The sequence below is a fragment of the Kribbella soli genome, assembly GCF_004331345.1.
GTDB lineage: Bacteria > Actinomycetota > Actinomycetes > Propionibacteriales > Kribbellaceae > Kribbella > Kribbella soli.
Genome location: NZ_SJJZ01000005.1, coordinates 68281 through 86451 on the forward strand (window position 1 = coordinate 68281; position 18171 = coordinate 86451).

At 68.7% G+C, this 18171-nt stretch carries 18 protein-coding genes; 6 read left to right on the forward strand and 12 right to left on the reverse strand.

Features of this window, described 5'->3' with window-relative positions:
- Nucleotides 1–108: 108 nt before the first annotated feature.
- Both E0H45_RS36135 and E0H45_RS36140 read left to right on the forward strand, forming a co-directional pair.
- A complete protein-coding gene (locus tag E0H45_RS36135) occupies nt 109–1164 on the forward strand; it encodes an ArsR/SmtB family transcription factor (protein ID WP_131346208.1) in 1056 nt (351 codons plus the stop codon).
- Nucleotides 1165–1227: 63 nt separating this feature from the next.
- The gene (locus E0H45_RS36140) at nt 1228–2430 is read left to right on the forward strand and encodes an MFS transporter (RefSeq protein WP_131346210.1); all 1203 of its coding nucleotides are present in this window, start codon (nt 1228–1230) and stop codon (nt 2428–2430) included.
- Here the strand turns inward: E0H45_RS36140 and E0H45_RS36145 are convergent.
- The gene (locus E0H45_RS36145) at nt 2411–3463 is read right to left on the reverse strand and encodes an FAD-dependent oxidoreductase (RefSeq protein WP_131346212.1); all 1053 of its coding nucleotides are present in this window, start codon (nt 3461–3463) and stop codon (nt 2411–2413) included. The two genes, E0H45_RS36140 and E0H45_RS36145, sit on opposite strands and share 20 nt — an antisense overlap.
- A gap of 53 nt (nt 3464–3516) precedes the next feature.
- Here E0H45_RS36145 and E0H45_RS36150 point away from each other — a divergent pair, with 53 nt between their 5' ends.
- Entirely contained in the window at nt 3517–4419 is a 903-nt protein-coding gene (locus tag E0H45_RS36150) for a LysR family transcriptional regulator (protein ID WP_131346214.1), read from the forward strand.
- On the opposite strand, the gene E0H45_RS36155 is transcribed toward E0H45_RS36150, so the two are convergent.
- From E0H45_RS36155 to E0H45_RS36195, 9 genes are all read right to left on the reverse strand, one after another.
- Entirely contained in the window at nt 4409–4891 is a 483-nt protein-coding gene (locus E0H45_RS36155; RefSeq protein ID WP_131346216.1) for a 2,4'-dihydroxyacetophenone dioxygenase family protein, read from the reverse strand. The two genes, E0H45_RS36150 and E0H45_RS36155, sit on opposite strands and share 11 nt — an antisense overlap.
- Before the next feature lie 10 nt (nt 4892–4901).
- A complete protein-coding gene (locus tag E0H45_RS36160; RefSeq protein ID WP_131346218.1) occupies nt 4902–5576 on the reverse strand; it encodes an SDR family NAD(P)-dependent oxidoreductase in 675 nt (224 codons plus the stop codon).
- A 39-nt stretch (nt 5577–5615) separates the two neighbouring features.
- Nucleotides 5616–6815, reverse strand: coding sequence for a N(5)-(carboxyethyl)ornithine synthase (locus E0H45_RS36165; protein WP_131346220.1), 1200 nt, complete (start codon nt 6813–6815; stop codon nt 5616–5618).
- 51 nt (nt 6816–6866) lie between these two features.
- On the reverse strand, nt 6867–7481 hold the full coding sequence (locus E0H45_RS36170; protein ID WP_131346222.1) for a hypothetical protein: 615 nt from the start codon (nt 7479–7481) through the stop codon (nt 6867–6869).
- A 72-nt stretch (nt 7482–7553) separates the two neighbouring features.
- On the reverse strand, nt 7554–8249 hold the full coding sequence (locus tag E0H45_RS36175) for a hypothetical protein (RefSeq protein ID WP_131346224.1): 696 nt from the start codon (nt 8247–8249) through the stop codon (nt 7554–7556).
- Nucleotides 8250–8327: 78 nt separating this feature from the next.
- Nucleotides 8328–9854, reverse strand: a complete 1527-nt coding sequence (locus E0H45_RS36180; protein ID WP_131346226.1) for a precorrin-2 C(20)-methyltransferase — start codon at nt 9852–9854, stop codon at nt 8328–8330.
- Complete coding sequence (locus E0H45_RS36185; RefSeq protein ID WP_131346228.1) at nt 9851–10480, reverse strand: precorrin-8X methylmutase; 630 nt, start codon at nt 10478–10480, stop codon at nt 9851–9853. The genes E0H45_RS36180 and E0H45_RS36185 overlap by 4 nt, the downstream gene beginning before the upstream one ends.
- Complete coding sequence (locus E0H45_RS36190; RefSeq protein ID WP_238155598.1) at nt 10477–11574, reverse strand: nitrite/sulfite reductase; 1098 nt, start codon at nt 11572–11574, stop codon at nt 10477–10479. The genes E0H45_RS36185 and E0H45_RS36190 overlap by 4 nt, the downstream gene beginning before the upstream one ends.
- A gap of 10 nt (nt 11575–11584) precedes the next feature.
- On the reverse strand, nt 11585–12757 hold the full coding sequence (locus E0H45_RS36195; protein WP_131346230.1) for an MFS transporter: 1173 nt from the start codon (nt 12755–12757) through the stop codon (nt 11585–11587).
- A gap of 280 nt (nt 12758–13037) precedes the next feature.
- On the opposite strand from E0H45_RS36195, the gene E0H45_RS36200 reads away from it, so the two are divergent.
- Nucleotides 13038–13520: a MarR family winged helix-turn-helix transcriptional regulator gene (locus E0H45_RS36200; RefSeq protein WP_131346232.1), complete on the forward strand. Its 483-nt coding sequence runs from the start codon at nt 13038–13040 to the stop codon at nt 13518–13520.
- A 1-nt stretch (nt 13521) separates the two neighbouring features.
- On the opposite strand, the gene E0H45_RS36205 is transcribed toward E0H45_RS36200, so the two are convergent.
- A complete protein-coding gene (locus E0H45_RS36205; RefSeq protein WP_131346234.1) occupies nt 13522–14466 on the reverse strand; it encodes a phosphotransferase enzyme family protein in 945 nt (314 codons plus the stop codon).
- 123 nt (nt 14467–14589) lie between these two features.
- Between E0H45_RS36205 and E0H45_RS36210 the strand changes: the two genes are divergently transcribed.
- Together E0H45_RS36210 and E0H45_RS36215 are read left to right on the forward strand one after the other, a co-directional pair.
- The gene (locus E0H45_RS36210) at nt 14590–16011 is read left to right on the forward strand and encodes a DHA2 family efflux MFS transporter permease subunit (RefSeq protein WP_238155599.1); all 1422 of its coding nucleotides are present in this window, start codon (nt 14590–14592) and stop codon (nt 16009–16011) included.
- A 23-nt stretch (nt 16012–16034) separates the two neighbouring features.
- A complete protein-coding gene (locus tag E0H45_RS36215; protein ID WP_238155645.1) occupies nt 16035–16661 on the forward strand; it encodes a TMEM175 family protein in 627 nt (208 codons plus the stop codon).
- Here the strand turns inward: E0H45_RS36215 and E0H45_RS36220 are convergent.
- Nucleotides 16603–18030, reverse strand: coding sequence for a carboxylesterase/lipase family protein (locus E0H45_RS36220; RefSeq protein WP_202872688.1), 1428 nt, complete (start codon nt 18028–18030; stop codon nt 16603–16605). The genes E0H45_RS36215 and E0H45_RS36220 overlap by 59 nt on opposite strands.
- Between the last annotated feature and the right edge of the window lie 141 nt (nt 18031–18171).

Sequence of the window (18171 nt, forward strand, 5' to 3'; positions counted from 1 at the left end):
ACGTGAGCAAAGGCCACGATGCTCCGCATCGAGACCTTCGCTCCCGCACGCCGATGCACCGCACCGAGCACCTGCTCGCGACGGCGCGGGAGCGGAAGACACGCCCTAGTGCCGACCGTCCTAGCAGGCGTAGACCGGCTCGAGCCTGAGCGGATCCGTCACGTCGCCTCACCGCTGATCGAGCTCGGCTGTGCGCTCCATGTGCTGGCCGAGCCCGCCCACCACGACCGCGTCGACTGGGCTGCTGCGCTCCCGCTGTCCGCCGAGCTCCGTGAGGAGTTGGCGCAGTGGAGCTGGACCGTGCGCGCCGTACGTGCCCGCTTCTTCGCCACGAGCGCCGCCACTGGCCTGCCCACCTGGTCCGACGAGCTCTCCACGCTCCGTGAACGCCCGCCCGAGGAGGTGGCTGCGGAGCTGGTCAGGCCGTTGCGCGGTCGCCCGCTGAGCAGCCGCTCCATCGACACGGACGCCGTACAGCACTGGGCTCGCAGCCGCGGTCGCTCCGTCGCCGCACTGGTCGAGGCTCTCCTGACAGCACCTGCTGAGCCGGTACGCCGTTTTCTCGACGTACTGGATGCGTGCTGGCATGAGTGGTTCGGTGCGCTCTGGGAGGAGTCACGGGACTCGCTGGCTGCCCGTGGACGGCGCGACCGGCACCTGGCTGTCCGGGACGGTGTCGGGACCATGCTGCGCTCGCTGGACAGTGCGATCGACCTGCGGGACGCGGACAGCGTCGTCGTACAGAAGGTGCAGAGCAAGCGCATCGACGTCAGCAGCCGCTCGCTGTTGCTTGTCCCGAGCAACTACATCGCACCACACCTGTTCGTGGGTGAGGTCCCCGGCGAGCCCATCACGGTCATCTACCCGGCCACGGGCCGCGCGGCCGCCGTACCGACCGCGCAGCAGATCCGTGCCCGGCTGGATGCGCTGGCGTCCCCAGACCGCCTGCAGGTCTGCCGCGCCGTGGCCAGCGAACCCCGCACCGCCGGCGAGATCGCAGCCCTCTGGGGCCTCCACCCGACACAGGTCACCCGCCACCTCCGAGCCCTGACCCGGGCCGGTCTGGTCACCGCCGAACGCCAGGGCCGCTTCGTCGCCTACCGCCTGAACAACGACGCTCTAACCACCCTCGGCGCCGACCTGCTGACGCTGATCATGCGCTGATGGACTGACAGAAGTCTGCAGTCCAACAGGGGCGTCGGGGAACGGCTAGTTGGATGAGCAGCTGTGACCTCATCTCTCTCACCTGCCGTACGGCGGCTGATCGCCGCGACGCTCGTCAACACCCTGGGGAACGGCGTCTACGCAGCAGTCGGGGCGCTCTACCTGACCCGGGCCGTCGGGCTGTCCGTTGGTCACGTCGGCGTGGGGCTGACGATCGCCGCGCTGGTCGGACTGGTGGCGAGTACGCCGCTCGGTGTCGTAGCCGACCGGCTGGGACCGAAGCAGGCGTACGTCGGGTTCCTGTTGCTGCAGGCCGTCACCATGACCGCGCTGACCCAGGTGCAGTCGTTCGGGTGGTACGTCGCCGTAGCGGCGGTGACTGCGATCGCGGACTCGGGGCAGCGTGGCGCGAAGGGGGCGTTGATCGCCGGAGTCGCGCCGGCCGATCAGCGGGTCCGCACGCGGGCGATCCTCCGGGTCGTCACGAACATCGGTATGGCGGTCGGAATGGCAGCCGCCGGTGTGGTGCTGGCGGTCGATCGGCGCGAGGTGTACGTCGTGGCGCTGCTGGCGAACGCAGCGACGTACGTGGTGACGGCCGGACTGGTGCGGTTCGGGATGCAGGCGGTCGCGCGGGTGCCGGCCGCGGCGGGGCCGTCGGGGCTGACGGCGGTGCGGGATCGCCGCTTCCTGGTGTTCGTCGGGCTGGACGGCGTACTGAGCATGCATGGTGCGCTCGCGCAGATCGGCATACCGCTGTGGGTGGCGACTGCGACCGATGCGCCGCGGTGGATGATCTCGGTGCTGCTGGTGCTCAACTCCGCTGCGGTGATCCTGCTGCAGGTGCGGATCTCGCGCGGCACCGAGCGCCTCACTGGCGCCGCCCGGGCCGGGCGACGTGCAGGAGTGCTGCTGGCGATCACCTGCCTCGTGCTGGCGCTGAGCGATGCGACGTCCGGTGCGGTGACGATCGGTCTGCTGATCGCGGCGGCGCTGGCGCATGTCCTGGGCGAGATGCTGCAGTCCGCGGGTGGGTGGGGGATCAGCTTCGAGTTGGCGCCACCTGGTGCCCAGGGGCAGTACCAGGGCGCCTATGCGATGGGGCACCAGATCGGTGACCTCGTGGCACCGCTGCTCATTACGACGGTCGCGGTGTCCTGGGGCTGGCCGGGTTGGTTGCTGACGGCAGGTGTCTTCCTGGTCGCCGGACTGTTCGTACCGGTCGTGGTACAGGAGCCAGAACCTGTTATGCAGCCAGCGATTTGAGCAGGTCCCGCAGTGCGCGGGCGGCGGTGAAGCCGGCTCGGTTGGCGCCGATGGTGCTGGCGGAGGGGCCGTAGCCGACGAGGTGGATCCGCGGGTCGGCCGCGGTGGCGGTGCCGTTCATGCGGATGCCGCCGGAAGGTTCGCGGAGGTGGAGCGGAGCCAGGTGCGCCAGGTCGGCGCGGAAGCCGGTGGCCCAGAGGATGGCGTCGACGTGTTCCCGGCGACCGTCGGACCACTCGACGCCGTCGGGGGTGATGCGGGTGAACATGGGCAGGCGGGTATAGACCCCGCGGTCCAGCGCGGCCTGTTCCTGCTCGCGGAGGTGGAGACCGGTCACGCTCACCACGCTGCGTGGTGGCAGGCCTGCACGGACGCGCTCCTCGACCTTTGCAACCACCTGTCGGCCGTACTCCGGGTTGAAGTCCTCGCCGGTGCGCCACTCCGGTGGGCGGCGCGTGACCCAGGTGGTGGAGGCGACCTCGGAGATCTCGGCGAGGAGTTGCACGGCGGAAGCGCCGCCACCGACGACCAGGACCTGCTGGCCGGTGAACTCAGCAGCGCCACGGTAGTCGGCGGTGTGCAGTTGACGCCCCTGGAACGTCTCGATCCCCGGGTACCACGGGATGAACGGCCGGTCCCACGTCCCGCTCGCGTTCACGATCGAGGCCGCGCGATAGAGGCCGTTGGACGTGTCCAGCTCGAACCCGTCGTCCACCGAGCGGACGCTCTCGACCGCAACAGGCCGCAGTACGGGCAGGTCGAACTGCTTCTCGTAGTCCGCGAAGTACGCCGGCACGAACTCGTTGGCTCGTTCCGCACCGGCACTGGACGGCACCGGTACGCCGGGCAGGTTCGCGATCCCGTGGGCGTCGTGCATCGTCAACGAGTCCCACCGGTGTTGCCAGGCGCCACCGGGTTCCGCGTTCCGATCCAGTACGACGACCTCGTCGTACGGCGTGAACCCCATCCGCACCAGGTGGTACGCCGCCGACAGGCCCGCCTGTCCCGCTCCGATCACTGCTACGTCCAACACAACAGGAGCAACGCCGGACCCCGTCCGGGTCTTCCCGGCTACCGTGGACGACCATGGATCTCGGCGCGATGTACGGCGTAAAGATGGACTGGATCGTCAGTTTCGTCGCAGTCGCGCGGTACGGCGGGTTCTCTGCCGCCGCCAAGGCGGTGTACCGAGGCCAGTCCCGGATCAGCGAGCATGTCGCGGAGCTCGAACGCGCACTCGCCGTACAGCTCTTCGACCGCACGGCCCACCCGCCACGCCTCACCCCCGAGGGCCGCGCGCTGCTCCCGCAGGCGGAGGAGATTCTGCGGCGCGTGCAGAAACTGTCCGCCGGGGGAGCCGTCCGCTTCGGTGCCTATCCGAGTGCTGCGGCCTGGCTGTTCCCGCAGGTCGTACGACGGCTCCCGGACAGCATCCGCCTGCTGCTGGTCGAAGGGCCGAGCGTGGACCTGGAGGACGCACTGGTCCGTGGTGACATCGATCTCGCCATCCGTCCGGTGCACCCGCTGGTCACCGACGAGTCCCTGGTCCACGAGATCCTCTGGCGCGAGCCGCTCACCGCAGTCTTTCCGGAACACCATCCGCTCGCCGCCCACGAGTCGGTGGCTCTCGCGCAGCTCGCCGAGCTGCCACTGATCTCGATCGGCGAGAGCGACGGCCCGCGACAGTTCGAGTCGCACCTGGCCTTCGCCTCGAAGGGCCTCAGCCCCGAGTCCGCCTTCCGCACGAACCAGCCGCAGACCCTGCTCTCGCTGGTCCGCCACGGCCTCGGCGTAGGCGTCACCAACGAGCTCGCGGTCAGTACCGCCAACCTGGACGGCGTCCGCCTCGTCCCCATCCACGATGCGGGCGTGGAACGCCAGGTGGCCCTGTTCACCAGGCGCGACCGCCCCGAGTCACCCGCCCTGGACACCGTGATCGACACCGTGATCGACACCGTGATCGACACGGTCCGCAAGGTCAGCGGATGAACTGGTCCACGTAATCGGCGCCGAGGCCGTTGGCGCCGTAGTGGTCCCGGCAGAGCTGGATCTTGGTGAACGTGTCCTCGTAGCCGGTCTGGTTGCCGGCCTCGTCGACGTAGATCATCGCGCCGGAGATGTTGAAGAACGTGATCATCTCGGTGCACTCCTCCGGGACGCGGAGCGTGTGGATCTCCCCAGGCGGTTCGTACACGAACGAGCCGGCATCGGCGACCCAGTCGTGCTCGTCGTACTGCCACTTGCCCTTGATCACGTAGCCGAAGACCGCGCTCGGATGCCGGTGCCGGGACACGATGCCGGCCCGGGTGACCTTGAGCAGGTTGCACCACTGGCCGGTGACCGTGTTCAGCATCAGCGGCCGGAACCACACGTCCGGGGCCTGCGGCACCCAGAGCCGCTCGTCGTCGGGGACGGCCTGGACGGCGATCTCCGCCGGGACACCTGCGGATACCGGGATCATCGGGTTCTCCTCACATGCTCTGGTAGCCGCCGTCGACGGGTACGACGGCGCCGGTGACGAAGGCCGCGTCCGGGCCGGCCAGGAACGCGATCACGCCCGCGACCTCGTCCGGCGTGCCCCACCGGGCCATCGGCGTACGGGACAGGATCCGGTCGGAGGCGACCGGGTCGGACTGCAGTGCGGCGGTGAGGTCGGTGGCGATCCAGCCGGGCGCGACCGCGTTCACCCGGATCCCGTCCGTCGCCCACGCGACCGCCAGCGACTTGGTGAGCTGCACGATTCCGCCCTTGGACGCGCTGTACGCCGGAACCAGCGGTCCACCGAAGTAGCTCAGCATCGACGCCACGTTGACGATGCAGCCCCCGCTCGCGGCGAGGAGCGCGTGGGCAGCCTCGGCCGCCCGCATCGCTCCGGTCAGGTTGATCTCCACCACGTCCCGGAACACGTCCGGCCGGTGCTCGTCACCCCGCCGGATGATCCCGGCCGCGTTGACCAGTACGTCGAGACGCTCGAGCGACCCGATCAGCTCCTCTACCGAGCCGTCGACGCGCAGATCGAGCTCAACCTGCGCGGGACCCGCGTTGAGGCCGGCTGCGACGACGTGCAGTCCGTCCGCGGCGAACCGCCGTACGGCGGCCGCACCGATCCCGCTCGTTCCTCCGACGACCAGCGCGGTCCGTGTCATGCGGTTCAGCCTGACGGTCGCGCGTGTGCGCGGCCAGCGTCACCTGTAAGCCGGATCGGACCGATCCGCAGCGTGGGGTTCGAGATGCGGGTAGGGATGGTCGGGGGAGCGGTGCTGGAAGGAGAGGATGCCGGGATTGCGGATCGTGCCGGCCTCGATCTCGATCGCCCGGCTGATGGTGGGGTCGGCGTGCCAGGAGGCGGGACCTTCGAGCACGGTGCGGATGAACGGCAGCAGTGCCTCGCTGATCTCCCAGGTCGCCGAGTTCCACAGGTACGACGGGCTGTGGTCGACCCCGTAGTACGTGATGTTGTCGCCGACCAGGAACGTCGGGTCGTCGAACCCGGTCGGCCGCGCCCAGCTGAACCCCATGCCCAGGTCGCAGGAGACGTCGACGATCAGGCTGCCCGGCGCGAACTGCGCGAGATCCTCCTCGATCAGGAACGTCAGCGGCGCGTCCGGGTCCTGCAGCACGCAGTTCACGATCACGTCGTGCTCGGCCAGGAATCCGGCCAGCGGCACCCGGCCCTCGTCGGTCAGCGCGTGACTGCGGCGCGGGTCGAGGGCGGCGCCGGGCTCGACCTCGTCCTGGTCGTACTGGACGATCCGCGCCGAGTGGATCGGTGAGCCGACGGCGGCCACGTCACGGCCGGTGAGGACGTCGACGTCGTGGATGCCGTGCGCGTTCAACGCGGTGACGGCTCCGCGGGCGGTCGCGCCGAATCCGATCACCACCGCCCGCAACCGGCGCCCGTAGTCGCCGGTCGAGCCGACCAGCTCGAGCGCCTGCAGTACGGAGCAGTACCCGGCGAGCTCGTTGTTCTTGTGGAAGACGTGCAGGCTGAACCGGCCGTCGGTGGTCCAGTGGTTCATCGCCTCGAACGCGATCAGCGTCAGCCGGCGGTCGATCGCGAGCTGGGTGACCTCGTCGTCCTGGACGCAGTGCGGCCAGCCCCAGAGTGTCTGCCCGACCCGCAGCCCGGCGAGATCCTCGGGCTGCGGCTTGGGCAGCACCACGACATCGGCGACATCGATCAGTTCGTCCCGGCCGACGACGCCGGCGACCGATTTGGCCAGGTCCTCGTCGGAGATCCCGAACCGCTCGCCGTACCCGGTCTCGAGGAAGATGTGCTGGCGCAGATCCTCGTCGATCCGCTCGAAATGGTGCGGATGGATCGGTAGCCGGTGCTCGTTCTCCTTGCGGGAACGACCGATGACGCCGAGTTTTAACTGGTCCACGAAGGCCCCTTTGGTTACTGCCTGTTCTAGCACAGTCGCCCGCAGGGTGGTTCAGTCGGCGCTGGTGTCCATGCGGTCGTACCGCCGGCGGCCGGCCATTCCGCCGACCACTGCCGCGATCAGCGTGACGACGGCCGCGGCGATCACGGCGATCAGGCCGCCGGTCGTCAGCGTCTCGTCCGCGATCGGCACCGACGGGAGTTTCATACGGTCCAGTACGTCGTACTGCGTGCCCGCTAGCGCTGCTAGCCCGGCGGCGATCGCGGTGATGACGACACCGACCAGCCAGACGCCGATGCCGTGCAGGGCGCCACCGGATCCGGCGAGCCGGCCGGCGACGTACCCGCCGTGGTAGTAGGCGAACGCCAGGATCAACAGCAGGATCGCGCCGGACACGATCCCGATGGTGCCGGCAGTGTTCGCGCTGGTGGTGGCGTCGTACCAGTCGAAGGTGGCCGCGTAGTCGACGGCCGCCGCGATCGCGCCGGCGATCCCGGTCAGCAGCGCGGTCAGCCCCATCGCGACCAGCCAGCCGTAGAACGTCCCGCCGCCTGTAGAGCGCCTGTGTACCCGCTCCCGGTCGGGAGCGGCGCTCCGCTCCTCCTCGTGCAGCTCGGACGGGCCGAGCCGGTCAACGCGTGTGTCTTCCTGATGCTGCTGGGTCATGTCAGCTTCTCCTCGTCGGACAAGCCCCGTGTACCTCCCCGGTACCCGGTCAGAAACTGACAGACTGTTTACTCAGAGCAACTGGTCGATGCGGTCGTGGTAGCGCCTGCCGGACTTGCCGCCGACGATCGCGGCCAGCAGCGTCAGGGTCAGCAGGGTGGCCGCTGCGGCGATGCCGCCGAGCAGGAGGGTGTTGTCGGCGAGCGCGACGTTCGGCCAGTTGATCTCGTCCACCAGGCCGTACTGGCTGTCCAGCACCCAACCGGCGCCGCCGGCGAGCGCTCCGACGAGCAGAGCGATCATCCAGACGCCGAAGCCCTGGCGGCCGCCGTCGAAGCGGGCCAGCCGGCCGGCGACGTACCCGCCGATGTAGAACGCCAGCGTCAGCATGAAGATCGTGACACCTGCCGCGGTGAGCGAGGCCGCGCCGGGCTGCGCCTTCGCGTCGCTGGTGGTGTAGTCCAGGATCTCGGCGGTGCCGAGCGCGGCCGCGGCCACGGCGGCCATCAGCAGCACCGACATCGAGATCGCGATCAGCCACCCGAAGAACGCGGCGCCGAGCTTGAACCCGCGGTACGACAGCAGGTCCGGATCGACGTCCGGCTCGGCCGCCGCTGCCGGAGGCGTGCGCAACGGCTGCTCCGTGGGGATCGAGATCGTGCTCATCGCCCGGCTCGCGGCTGCGCGGGCCTCCTCGTACTTCTGCGTGCTGGCGTCGCCGGCGGGCGTGGTGATCGTGGCGGTGTCGCCGGGGTACTGCTGACTCATCTCCGCAGGCTCCTCACAGGTCGGTTCGGGGCGGTCCCTACCCGTCCGCACTGCGCCTGACACGGCCAGATCGCTGATTTAACCGACTCCTGGGGTGGCTTCACTCACCGTTGCCGGGTATCGGCGGGGAGTGAACACCAGCGAGCCGGCCGGCCGAGGCACAGTACGGGTCTGTGACGAGCCGACCAGGAGCAGGCACCGCATGTCAACCGTTTGAGGATCCAGTTCCGCCAGTGTTGTCACAGTGATCGCCTCCTCCGGCCCGCCGACATCGCGTCCGACCACGACCGGCGTACCGGGGGAGCGGTGCTCCAGCAGCAGGTCCCGGGTCGCCTCCACCTGCCAGGTCCGGGACCTGGAGGCGGGGTTGTAGATCGCTATTGCCAGGTCTGCCTGCGCTGCCGCGGTCAGGCGCTGGGCGATCACGTCCCACGGCTTGAGCCGGTCCGACAGCGACAACACGCAGTAGTCGTGTCCCAGCGGCGCACCGACCCGGCTGGCGACCGCCTGTGCGGCTGTCATGCCAGGTAGCACCTGTACGGCGATGTCGGCGTACTCAGGCTCCGCTGCGATCTCCGTGACCGCACTGGCCATGGCGAACACCCCTGGGTCACCGGACGAGACCACAACCACCGTGGAGCCCTTGCGGGCCAGATCGAGTGCGAATGCGGCCCGCTCCGACTCAACGCGGTTGTCCGAGCCGTGCTTACGCTGACGGGCCCGGTCCGGCAGGCGGTCGACATACGTCGTGTAGCCGATCACGTCGTCCGCACCGGCGATGGCGGCGCGTACCTCCGGCGTCATCCACTCCGGCCCGGCCGGTCCGAGGCCGACGACGGTGACGGAGCCTTCGGTGGCGGTCTTGGTGACCGGGGCGGCGAACGTGTTGTTGATGGGGCTCGGGAGGAGGGCGAGCGAGAAGTAGGGGACCTCGTCCGGGTCGACCTCGTTGAGCGGTGCTGTCCGCTGGGCGTCGGTGGTCGCGCGTTCGACGTACCAGGCCTCGTCGGCGCGACCTGCGAGCTCGAAGGCCTCGCGGACTCCCGCGAATGTGCGGCCGAGCTTCATCACCGCGGCCGCGTCGGTCGAGCGGAGGCGGTCCGCCAGGACGTCCGGCGGCAGGGTGCCGGGCAGGACGGTGAGGATCTCGTCGCGCTCGCAGAGCGGGCGGCCGAGTACGGCGGCCGCGGCGCTGACCGAGGTGACACCAGGGACGACCTCGCACGGGTAGCGGTCCGCGAGCCGTTTGTGCATGTGCATGTACGAGCCGTAGAACAGCGGATCGCCCTCCGCGAGGACGACCACGTCGCGGCCGGCGTCGAGGTGCGCGGCGAGCCGGGCGGCGCAGTCGGCGTAGAAGTCGTCCATCGCACCCTGGTACCCGCCTGGGTGGTCGGTCGTCTCCGTGGTGAGCGGGTAGACGAGGTGCTCCTCGAGCTGTCCGGGCGTCAGGTACGGCGCGGCGACCGACCGCGCGATGCTCCGCCCGTGCCGCGCACTGTGGAACGCGATCACGTCCGCGGCCCCGATCAACCGAGCCGCCTTGACCGTCACCAGCTCAGGATCCCCAGGCCCCAGCCCGACACCCCACAACCGACCAGTCACTCTGCCTCACTCGCAATCGCGTTGATGGCGGCCGCGGTGATCGCGCTGCCACCCCGGCGTCCTCGGACGACGAGGTACTCCAGCCCGAGCTCGTTCGCCGCCAGCGCTTCCTTGGACTCTGCCGCGCCGATGAACCCGACCGGGATGCCCAGCACCGCCGCCGGACGTGGACCGCCGGCCGCGATCACCTCCAGCAAGCGGAACAGCGTCGTCGGCGCGTTGCCGATAGCAACAACTGCGCCTTCGAGGTGGTCGAGCCAGAGGTCCACGGCCGCGGCACTCCTGGTGGTCTCCAGCTGCTGGGCCAGCTCGACCGTGCGCGAGTCCTGCAACGTGCAGATCACCTCGTTGTCCGCCGGGAGCCGTCGCCGGGTGATGCCGGCCGCGACCATCTGCGCGTCGCACAGGATCGGTGCGCCGGTCTGGAGCGCGGTGCGGGCGTTCTTGACCACGTTCGGCGACCAGGCGAGGTCCTTGACCAGGTCGGTCATCCCGCAGGCGTGAATCATCCGTACGGCGACCTGCGCCACGTCGGCCGGCAGCCCGTCGAGCGCCGCCTCGGCCCGGATCGTCGCGAACGACCGCCGGTAGATCTCCGCGCCGTCCCGCTCGTACTCGTAACTCACACCCGTTCCCCGTCCACCAGATAACCGTTGCCTACCGCAAGAACATCGACGAACCCGGCGGCCGGCTTCCCGCACCGCCGTTCACAACCGGACCAGTGCACCCGCCGCCCACGCCCCACCACTCGAGCCAACTCACCTAGCATCCTGGTCGCGTCTGCGCGCACATCTGCCAATGCCTTCGCACACCCCGGCTGACCTGCGCAGGCTGTGACACCTTCCCAGATGGAATCGGGTGTGGTCACCAGTCCGACCTCTTCCAGGCCGGTGCTACCCGCCGGCACCACAACAGAGCGCCACGGCGTGATCCGAACCTCATCGCCAACCTGCACCAACGCAGCAGCCTGCTCCTGCATCAAACTCCCCAGCGGAACCGTGACGACCAGCGCGTCTCCATGCACACCAGCAACGACCCGCGTCGTCTCAGTCGGCAGCGCCTCAGTCGCCTGCAGTCCAAGCCGCTCCAGGACCAGATCCTCACCACGAGCGACCTCAGCGATCCGCCACTCCTGGTCGCGCACTGCCAGGAACGCCTCCGCCGCAGCCAGCATGAGCTCCGGCACCACGTCCCACTCCACCTGCACACCACGGGTCCCGAGGCTCAGCAGGGCAGTCCGCTCGTCCAGCGCGCGCACAGCCACATCTGCTGCCAGCTCGGCCAGATCCCCTCGTCCGTCGTCCAGCGCGAACAGGAACCGTCCCGGCAGGTCAGCCAGCGCAGGGCGGTCGCACAGCGCCCGGTCCAGGGCAGTGGCTACGGGAAGTACGTCGTACCTCGACTGCTGGTCCAGACCGGAGAGTGGTGACGCCAGGATGTTGCGGACGCGTTCATGGGCGATCGACGGCAGCAGACCGGCTGTGAAGAGCCGGTCTGAGAGGTCCTGCGGCCCGTCGGCGTGCAGTCCGCGGAGCTGTACGTTGCCCCGCGAGGTGAGCTCCAGCCGCCCGTCACCCAGTTCGGCGGCAGCAAGACGCAGTACGTCGAGTTGCGTCGCCGTCAGCCGCCCACCGGGGACTCGTACGCGTGCGAGACCGCCGTCAGCCGCTTGGTGCACTGCCAGCACACCAGGGCATCGATCGACTTCAGTCCTCGCCACAGCCGTGATGCTACGTCCCCGGAACCTGGTGTGTTCTGGCCCACAGCAGGAACCCGACCGCCAGCAACGCGCACCCACCTCCGGCCACCATCGCCGCCGGTACCGACCACCTGTCCACCACGAGCCCACCGAGCAGGGCCCCGACCGACAACACCGCCTGGAACGAGGAGGTGAACCACACGGTCGCAGCCTCCCGCGACTCGGGTACGGCCTGCGCGAACATGCTCATCGAGCACACCGGTACGCCGCCGTACCCGAGGCCCCAGACCACGAGGAGCAGCAACGCTCCCGCCGTACTGCGGCCTGCCACTGGCATGAGGAGGGTCGCTGCGGCAATCAGCGCGGCACAGGTGGCGAACGTGGTGAGGAGGTTGCGGGCTGCGCACAGGCCGGCGACGAGGTTGCCGATCAGACCTGCGGCGCCGTAGACGAGCAGGAACAGGCCGATGAGCTCAGGACGCACCACCTCGCGCAGGAGCGGCGTGATGTAGGTGTAGGTCGCAAAGTGGGCGGTGACGATCAGACAGGTGACGATGAGGGCGGTCCGGCTGCTGCGGAAGGCCTTGCGAAGTACTGCGGCGTGGGTGACTTGTAACGGTGGCAGTGGCGACACGGTGGTGCGCAGTGTGACTAGTGCCAGTAGGGCGAGTACGCCGAGCGCTGCGAACGACGTACGCCAGCCGGCGAGCTCACCGACGAACGTGCCTGCAGGTACGCCGAGCACTGAGCCGAGGGGGACTGCGGAGAAGATGACGGCTGTCGCCCGGGGCGCCCATCGCTCCGGGACGAGTCGTCCGGCGAGACCTGCGCCGATGGACCAGAAGCCGCCGATCGTCAGGCCGACCAAGAACCGGGCAACCAGCTCGAGCCAGAAGACCGGTGCGGCTGCCGCGAGGAAGCCTGCGACGGCCAGCAGGACCATGAGGGCACAGAGCATCAGGCGTCGGTCCAGCCGAGCTGTCGCGAGCGTGACGACCGGTGCGGCGACAGCGGCGACCAGACCGGGCATCGTCATCAGCCAGCCGGTGCGGCCCGGGGTGAGTGCGAAGTCGGCGCCGATCGGGCTGAGGAGGCCGATCGGGAGGATCTCGGTGGTGACGATCGCGAAGATCCCCAGCGTCACCGCGCCGACCCCGAACCACTGAACGGCCCGTGGTGCGGCCTGGGTTGTCAGAACAGTCATGTCTCCCAGGCAACTGCCCGTGACACCGAGCAGCTCGCGATTTCGCGACACCGCGCTCGGAACCCAGCAAGCCGTCGCTTTTCCGCGATGGAGTCCGCAGCTCGACAGGAACTGTGGGGTGGACGGGTAGTGCACCTGAGCGTGAAGGCGTCCGTGCGTACAGCGTCTCGCCGGTGCTCTACCTGTCGAGCTGCAGATCAGATGAACCACCGGTGCCTGCGGGGGATGATCTAGCTTGGGATCATCTGTGGGCGGATCATCTCGCGCTACTCTCGGAGGTATGGCGCAGCTTCCGGAACGTACTGTCCCCGACCTCACCGGCTACCTCACGCACGCCGGGCACGTCCTGGAGACGCAGTTGTCCGCGGCGCTGGCGGAGATCGGCCTGACGCTGCGGATGCAGTGCGTACTGCGGCACGCGCTCGAGGCAGAGCGCACGCAGATACAGATCGCCGAGCTGTCCTACATGGACAAGACCACGATGGTGGTCACCGTCGACGCGCTCGAGAAGGCCGGGTACGCCGAACGCCGGCCGTCGGCGACCGACCGCCGCGCCCGCATCATCGCCGTCACCGACGCCGGCGCCGAGATCGCCGCCGCAGGCCAGCAGATCGTCGACCGCGTCCACGCCGACGCCCTCGAAGCCCTCGCCAGCCCCCAACGCAAGACCTTCGTCGACGCCGTAACCACCCTCGTCGAGGGCCCCCTCGCCACGCCCGTCACCGCCCAACCGGTCCGCCGCTCCCGCCAGCGCGCAGGCTGAACTATCCCGGCAGGTACTCCGTCAGCTCCTGCCAGGACAGCTTGCTGTCCTCCGAATCGGCGTGCGGCTCCCGGAACAGCTGGACGTACGACGCGATCTCGGACAGCACCCACCAGACGTCGAAGAGCTCCAACGCCGCGGCCCGTGGGCTGACCGGACCGGCCTCCGCCTGGTAGGCCGCGAGGACGTCGGTCGGCCCGCCGAGGACCGCCTTGAGGTCGCGTTCGCGCGGCGCGAGCCGCACGGTCTCCCAGTCGACCAGGCGCATCCGGCCGTGAGCGGTGCGGAGGACATTGGCACTGTGCGGCTCGCCGTGCGTCACCACCCAGGGGTCGTCCGACGCCTCGATCTCGCAGACCAGTGCGTCGTACCGCGCGAGCTCGCCGTGAACGTGGTCGAGCGCGCCGACCAGCCGCAGTCGAGTGAGCTCGGCGTACGGGCCCGTGGACCACGGGCGGTCGAGGTCCGCGAAGAGGGTGTCCCGCGCTGGTATGGCGAAATCCCAGCGCTGCAAGGCTTCCGGGACTGATGCCGTGTGGAGCCGGCCGAGGATCCGGGCGATCTGCGCCCGCTCCGCCGGATTGTCCCACCCGCCGTCTTCGGTGCTCCATCCGCCGAGGTAGGGCAGGACCACCAAGGTCCACCCCGGCAGCACCTCGCGAACCAGCCGACCGGATCGATCCGGCAGCGGTGACACAACGAACTCGTAGCCGCGGTCAGCCAGCTCCTTGGTCGTCTGCATGGCCGCCTCGATCACCGGCCCGCCGGTCGAGCCGACCCGATCCGCGGTGACAAACCAGCGCGGCTCGCCGGCCTCGGAGGCGATCCAGTGGTAACTGCCGAACCCCACCGGCGCGTAGGTCACCTCGGCGGCCTGGAACCCCCACTGCTCGTTCAGGATCCCGGCCACCAGGTCTCGCGGGATCTCGGTCGGCTCGTCCCTCACCCGGCGACCCTAACCGCGGCCCGGACAGGGGGCAGCTCATTTTCAAGAGTCATCCGATAAAAGATCATCTGTTACAGAACTATCTGTTATGGTCTTTTCAATCAACGGACTGAGGAGAGACCTGTGGCTGTGGATGTGGTGGAGTCGGTGGCGGTTCGGGCGCGGGGGAAGGCGCTCATCGTCCTGTGCGTGATGCAGTTGATGATCATCCTGGACGGGACTGTGGTGACGGTGGCGTTGCCGACGATTCAGGCGGATCTGGGGTTCTCGCAGGCGGGGCTGGCCTGGGTGATGAACTCGTACCTGATCGCGTTCGCCGGACTGCTTCTGCTGGCGGGGCGGATCGGGGACCTGATCGGCAGCAAGCGGGTCTTCATCGCAGGACTGGGCCTGTTCACCGCGGCCTCGTTGTTGTGTGGTGTGGCGACCAGTGCAGAGCTGCTGATCACCGGGCGGTTCCTGCAGGGCGTCGGCGGGGCACTGGCCTCGGCAGTGATCCTGGGCATGATCGTGAGCCTCTACCCGGCTCCCGGTGAGCAGGCGCGCGCCATGGGCGTCTACAGCTTCACAGCCGCCAGCGGTGCGTCGATCGGGCTCATCTTCGGTGGTGTGATCACTCAGACCATCGGCTGGCACTGGGCGTTCCTGATCAACGTCCCGATCGGTCTGGTCTCACTGGCCTTCGCCGTACGTCTCCTTGCGCACCGACCGGGACTCGGCCTCGCCAACGGCGCCGACGTACTGGGCGCGGTACTGGTGACCGCAGGCCTCTCTCTAGGCGTCTACACGATCGTCCAGACCGCAGAACCACAGGCGACGCTGACTCGCACGCTGGTGCTGACTGCTGCGTCGATCCTGCTGCTGGCCGCGTTCGTCGTACGCCAGGCGCGGATCAAGAACCCGCTGCTTGCCCTGCGCATCTTCCGTCGCCGTCAACTCACCGTGGCCAACGGCGTGGTCGTACTGCTCTTCGCAGCGGGCTTCGGCTTCCAGTTCACCACCGCCCTGTACGTGCAGCGCGTACTCGGCTACGACTCGCTGACCACCGGCCTCGCGTTCCTGCCCGCGCCGCTCATGAACGGGCTGATGTCCCTGTCCCTCGCGCCACGTCTCACCGTCCGCTTCGGCCCACGCAAGATGCTGATCGCCGGACTGGTCGTCTTCCTGCTGGCGCTGCTGTGGATCAGCCGTGCACCAGTAGACGGCTCGTACGTCGTCAACGTCGGGCCAGTGCTCGCAGTGATGGGTGCCGGCATCGGTGTGGCCATCCCTGCGGCGATCATGCTGGCCATGTCCGGTGCGGACGCCAGCGACGCCGGACTGGCCTCAGGACTCAACAACACCGCCCAGCAAGCCGGTGCAGCCGTCGGCACCGCCGTACTGGCCACGCTGGCCGCATCGACGACCTCACACCGCCTGACCGAAGGCGCTGGTGACCTCCTGTCATTACGCGACGGCTACGGCGCCGCCTGGCTCGCAGCTGCCGGATTCGTCCTGGCAGCCCTCCTCCTGTCGATCAGCTTGCTCCGGATCAGACACCGCTGACGGCTAGTGTGGCGGCCGTGAGTATGTCGAGAGATCCCGACCGCCTGGTTCTGTTCACCGATGCGGTCGTGGCGATCGCCATCACGCTGCTGGTTCTGCCGCTGGTCGACCTGGTGCCCGAGGTGAAGGCGGAGGGCGGTGACGCGGTCAGCGTGATCAGTGAGCACCGCCAGGAGATCTTCACGTTCCTGCTGAGCTTCGTGGTGATCGCGAGCTTCTGGCTGGGGCACCACCGGCTGTTCGAGCACATCCGCGCGTACACCCCGGCCATGATGCGGGTGAACCTGCTGTGGTTGCTCACCATCGTCGTACTGCCGTTTCCGACCGAGATCATCGGTGCCTTCGAGAGCGACCGCTTCACCGCCGGTGTCTACATCGGCACGATCCTGGCGCTCAGTGTGTGCCAGTCCGTGCTCACCTGGATGGTCTACGGTCACAAGGAGTTGGAGAGGCCGGACAATCCGGTCGGCAAGCAGGAGCTGGTGAGCTCTCTGATGCTGACCGGATTGACCGTGCTCGCCTACCTCTTGGCGTCGCTGGTGCCAGGCGTGCACTTCTACGCGATGCTCCTGCTGCTGTTGTCGCCGATCATCATGCGGGTGTGGAAAGGCCGCTCCAGAACCCGCACTGATGCTCAGCAGTCAGATTGACTCGCTGGATGCCGCCCTGGTCCGTCGGTGCGAGTGAGAGCCCGTTGACGGCCTTTACGCCGGCCGGCGACCAGTGCGGCCGGTCCGGTCCGTTCGGGTTGCCGGTCCGCGCGAACGCCGTCCAGTAGTCGATCATCTGGTTCGACAGCTTCTGCTGCGTCTCCGACATCGGGAAGTCGTTTCCGCCGAGCCGGAACAGGTACGGGAGTTCCATGGCGTGTGCGGCTCCCAGTCCGGGCGCAGCGATCGGGGAGTGCTTGTCGGCGAACTCGTACGCGTACACAGGGACCTTGCGCGCTGCCTGCTGGTCCGTCGCGACCTGTGTGCACGACCAGATCCGGTCCGTCGTCACAGCACCCCACGCTGCAGCCGGCGACTCGTAGCGCGACTGCGGGTACTGCCGCAGTACCTGGGCCGTTTTCGACGCGCCGACCATGTTCTTCACCAGCGCCGGGTAGTCCTTGATATCCCCGAACGCGGCCAGCCAACCGTTGGCTTCGTCATGGTTGTTCCCGGAGATGATCGGCACCCGGTGGAACAGCCCGGCCTTCATCGCCTTCGCCGGGCTGAACGGTACGACGGGAGTCCCGCCGTACCCGATCTGCGTGAACTGGAGCAGGTCGTCCACCAGTACGTCGGCCTTCATGGCGCGCAGACATTCGAGCGTCCTGCAGTGCTTGCTGTCGGCCCACTCCTTGCCGTTCGCCTGCACCCGGCTGACCGGGATCCAGGGGGAGTCAGCGGCCTGACCTGGGTACTGGCTGTTGTCGGCCCAGTTGAAGGCACACGAGCCGCTCTGCATGATCGCCTTCGCGAACAGACCGGAGGCGGTCGGAGAGGTCAGCTGTGCGCACACGCTCATTCCGCCGGCGGACTCACCCGCCACCGTGACGTTGCGCGGGTCGCCGCCGAACGCGCCGGCGTTGCGCTGCACCCAGCGCAGGGCAGCCTGCTGGTCCTGCAGGCCGAACGTGCCGGAGCCCGGCAGGCCCGGGTACCCGAAGAAGCCGAAGATGCCGAGGCGGTAGTTGACCGTGACAACGACCACGTCACCGCGGGCGGCGAACTTCGACGCCTCGTAGCTGCTGCCGGCGCCGGAGAAGAACCCGCCACCCGGGATCCACACCACGACGGCCCGTGGTTTCGTGGACGGCTTGGCGGGGGCCGTCACGTTCAGATACAGGCAGTCCTCGGCTGTCGAACCGTCCGGCGCCTCGGAGTTCGCCTGCTGCGCGCACACGCTGCCCGGCTTGGACGCCCGTACGCCGGTCCACGGCTGCACCGGCTGCGGCGCCTTCCACCGCAACGCGCCGACCGGAGGAGCGGCGTACGGAATCCCGTCGTACACCAGCGCGTCCCCAACGGTCATGCTAGCCACCAGCCCGCTGTCAATCCGTACAACGTTCTGCTGCGCCGCTTCACCAGGTCCGGCAAGGCCCACCAACAGCCCCACCGGCGCCAACGCGGCCGCCATACTCACCAAGAGTCTCTTCATGCCAGGAGCGTCGCC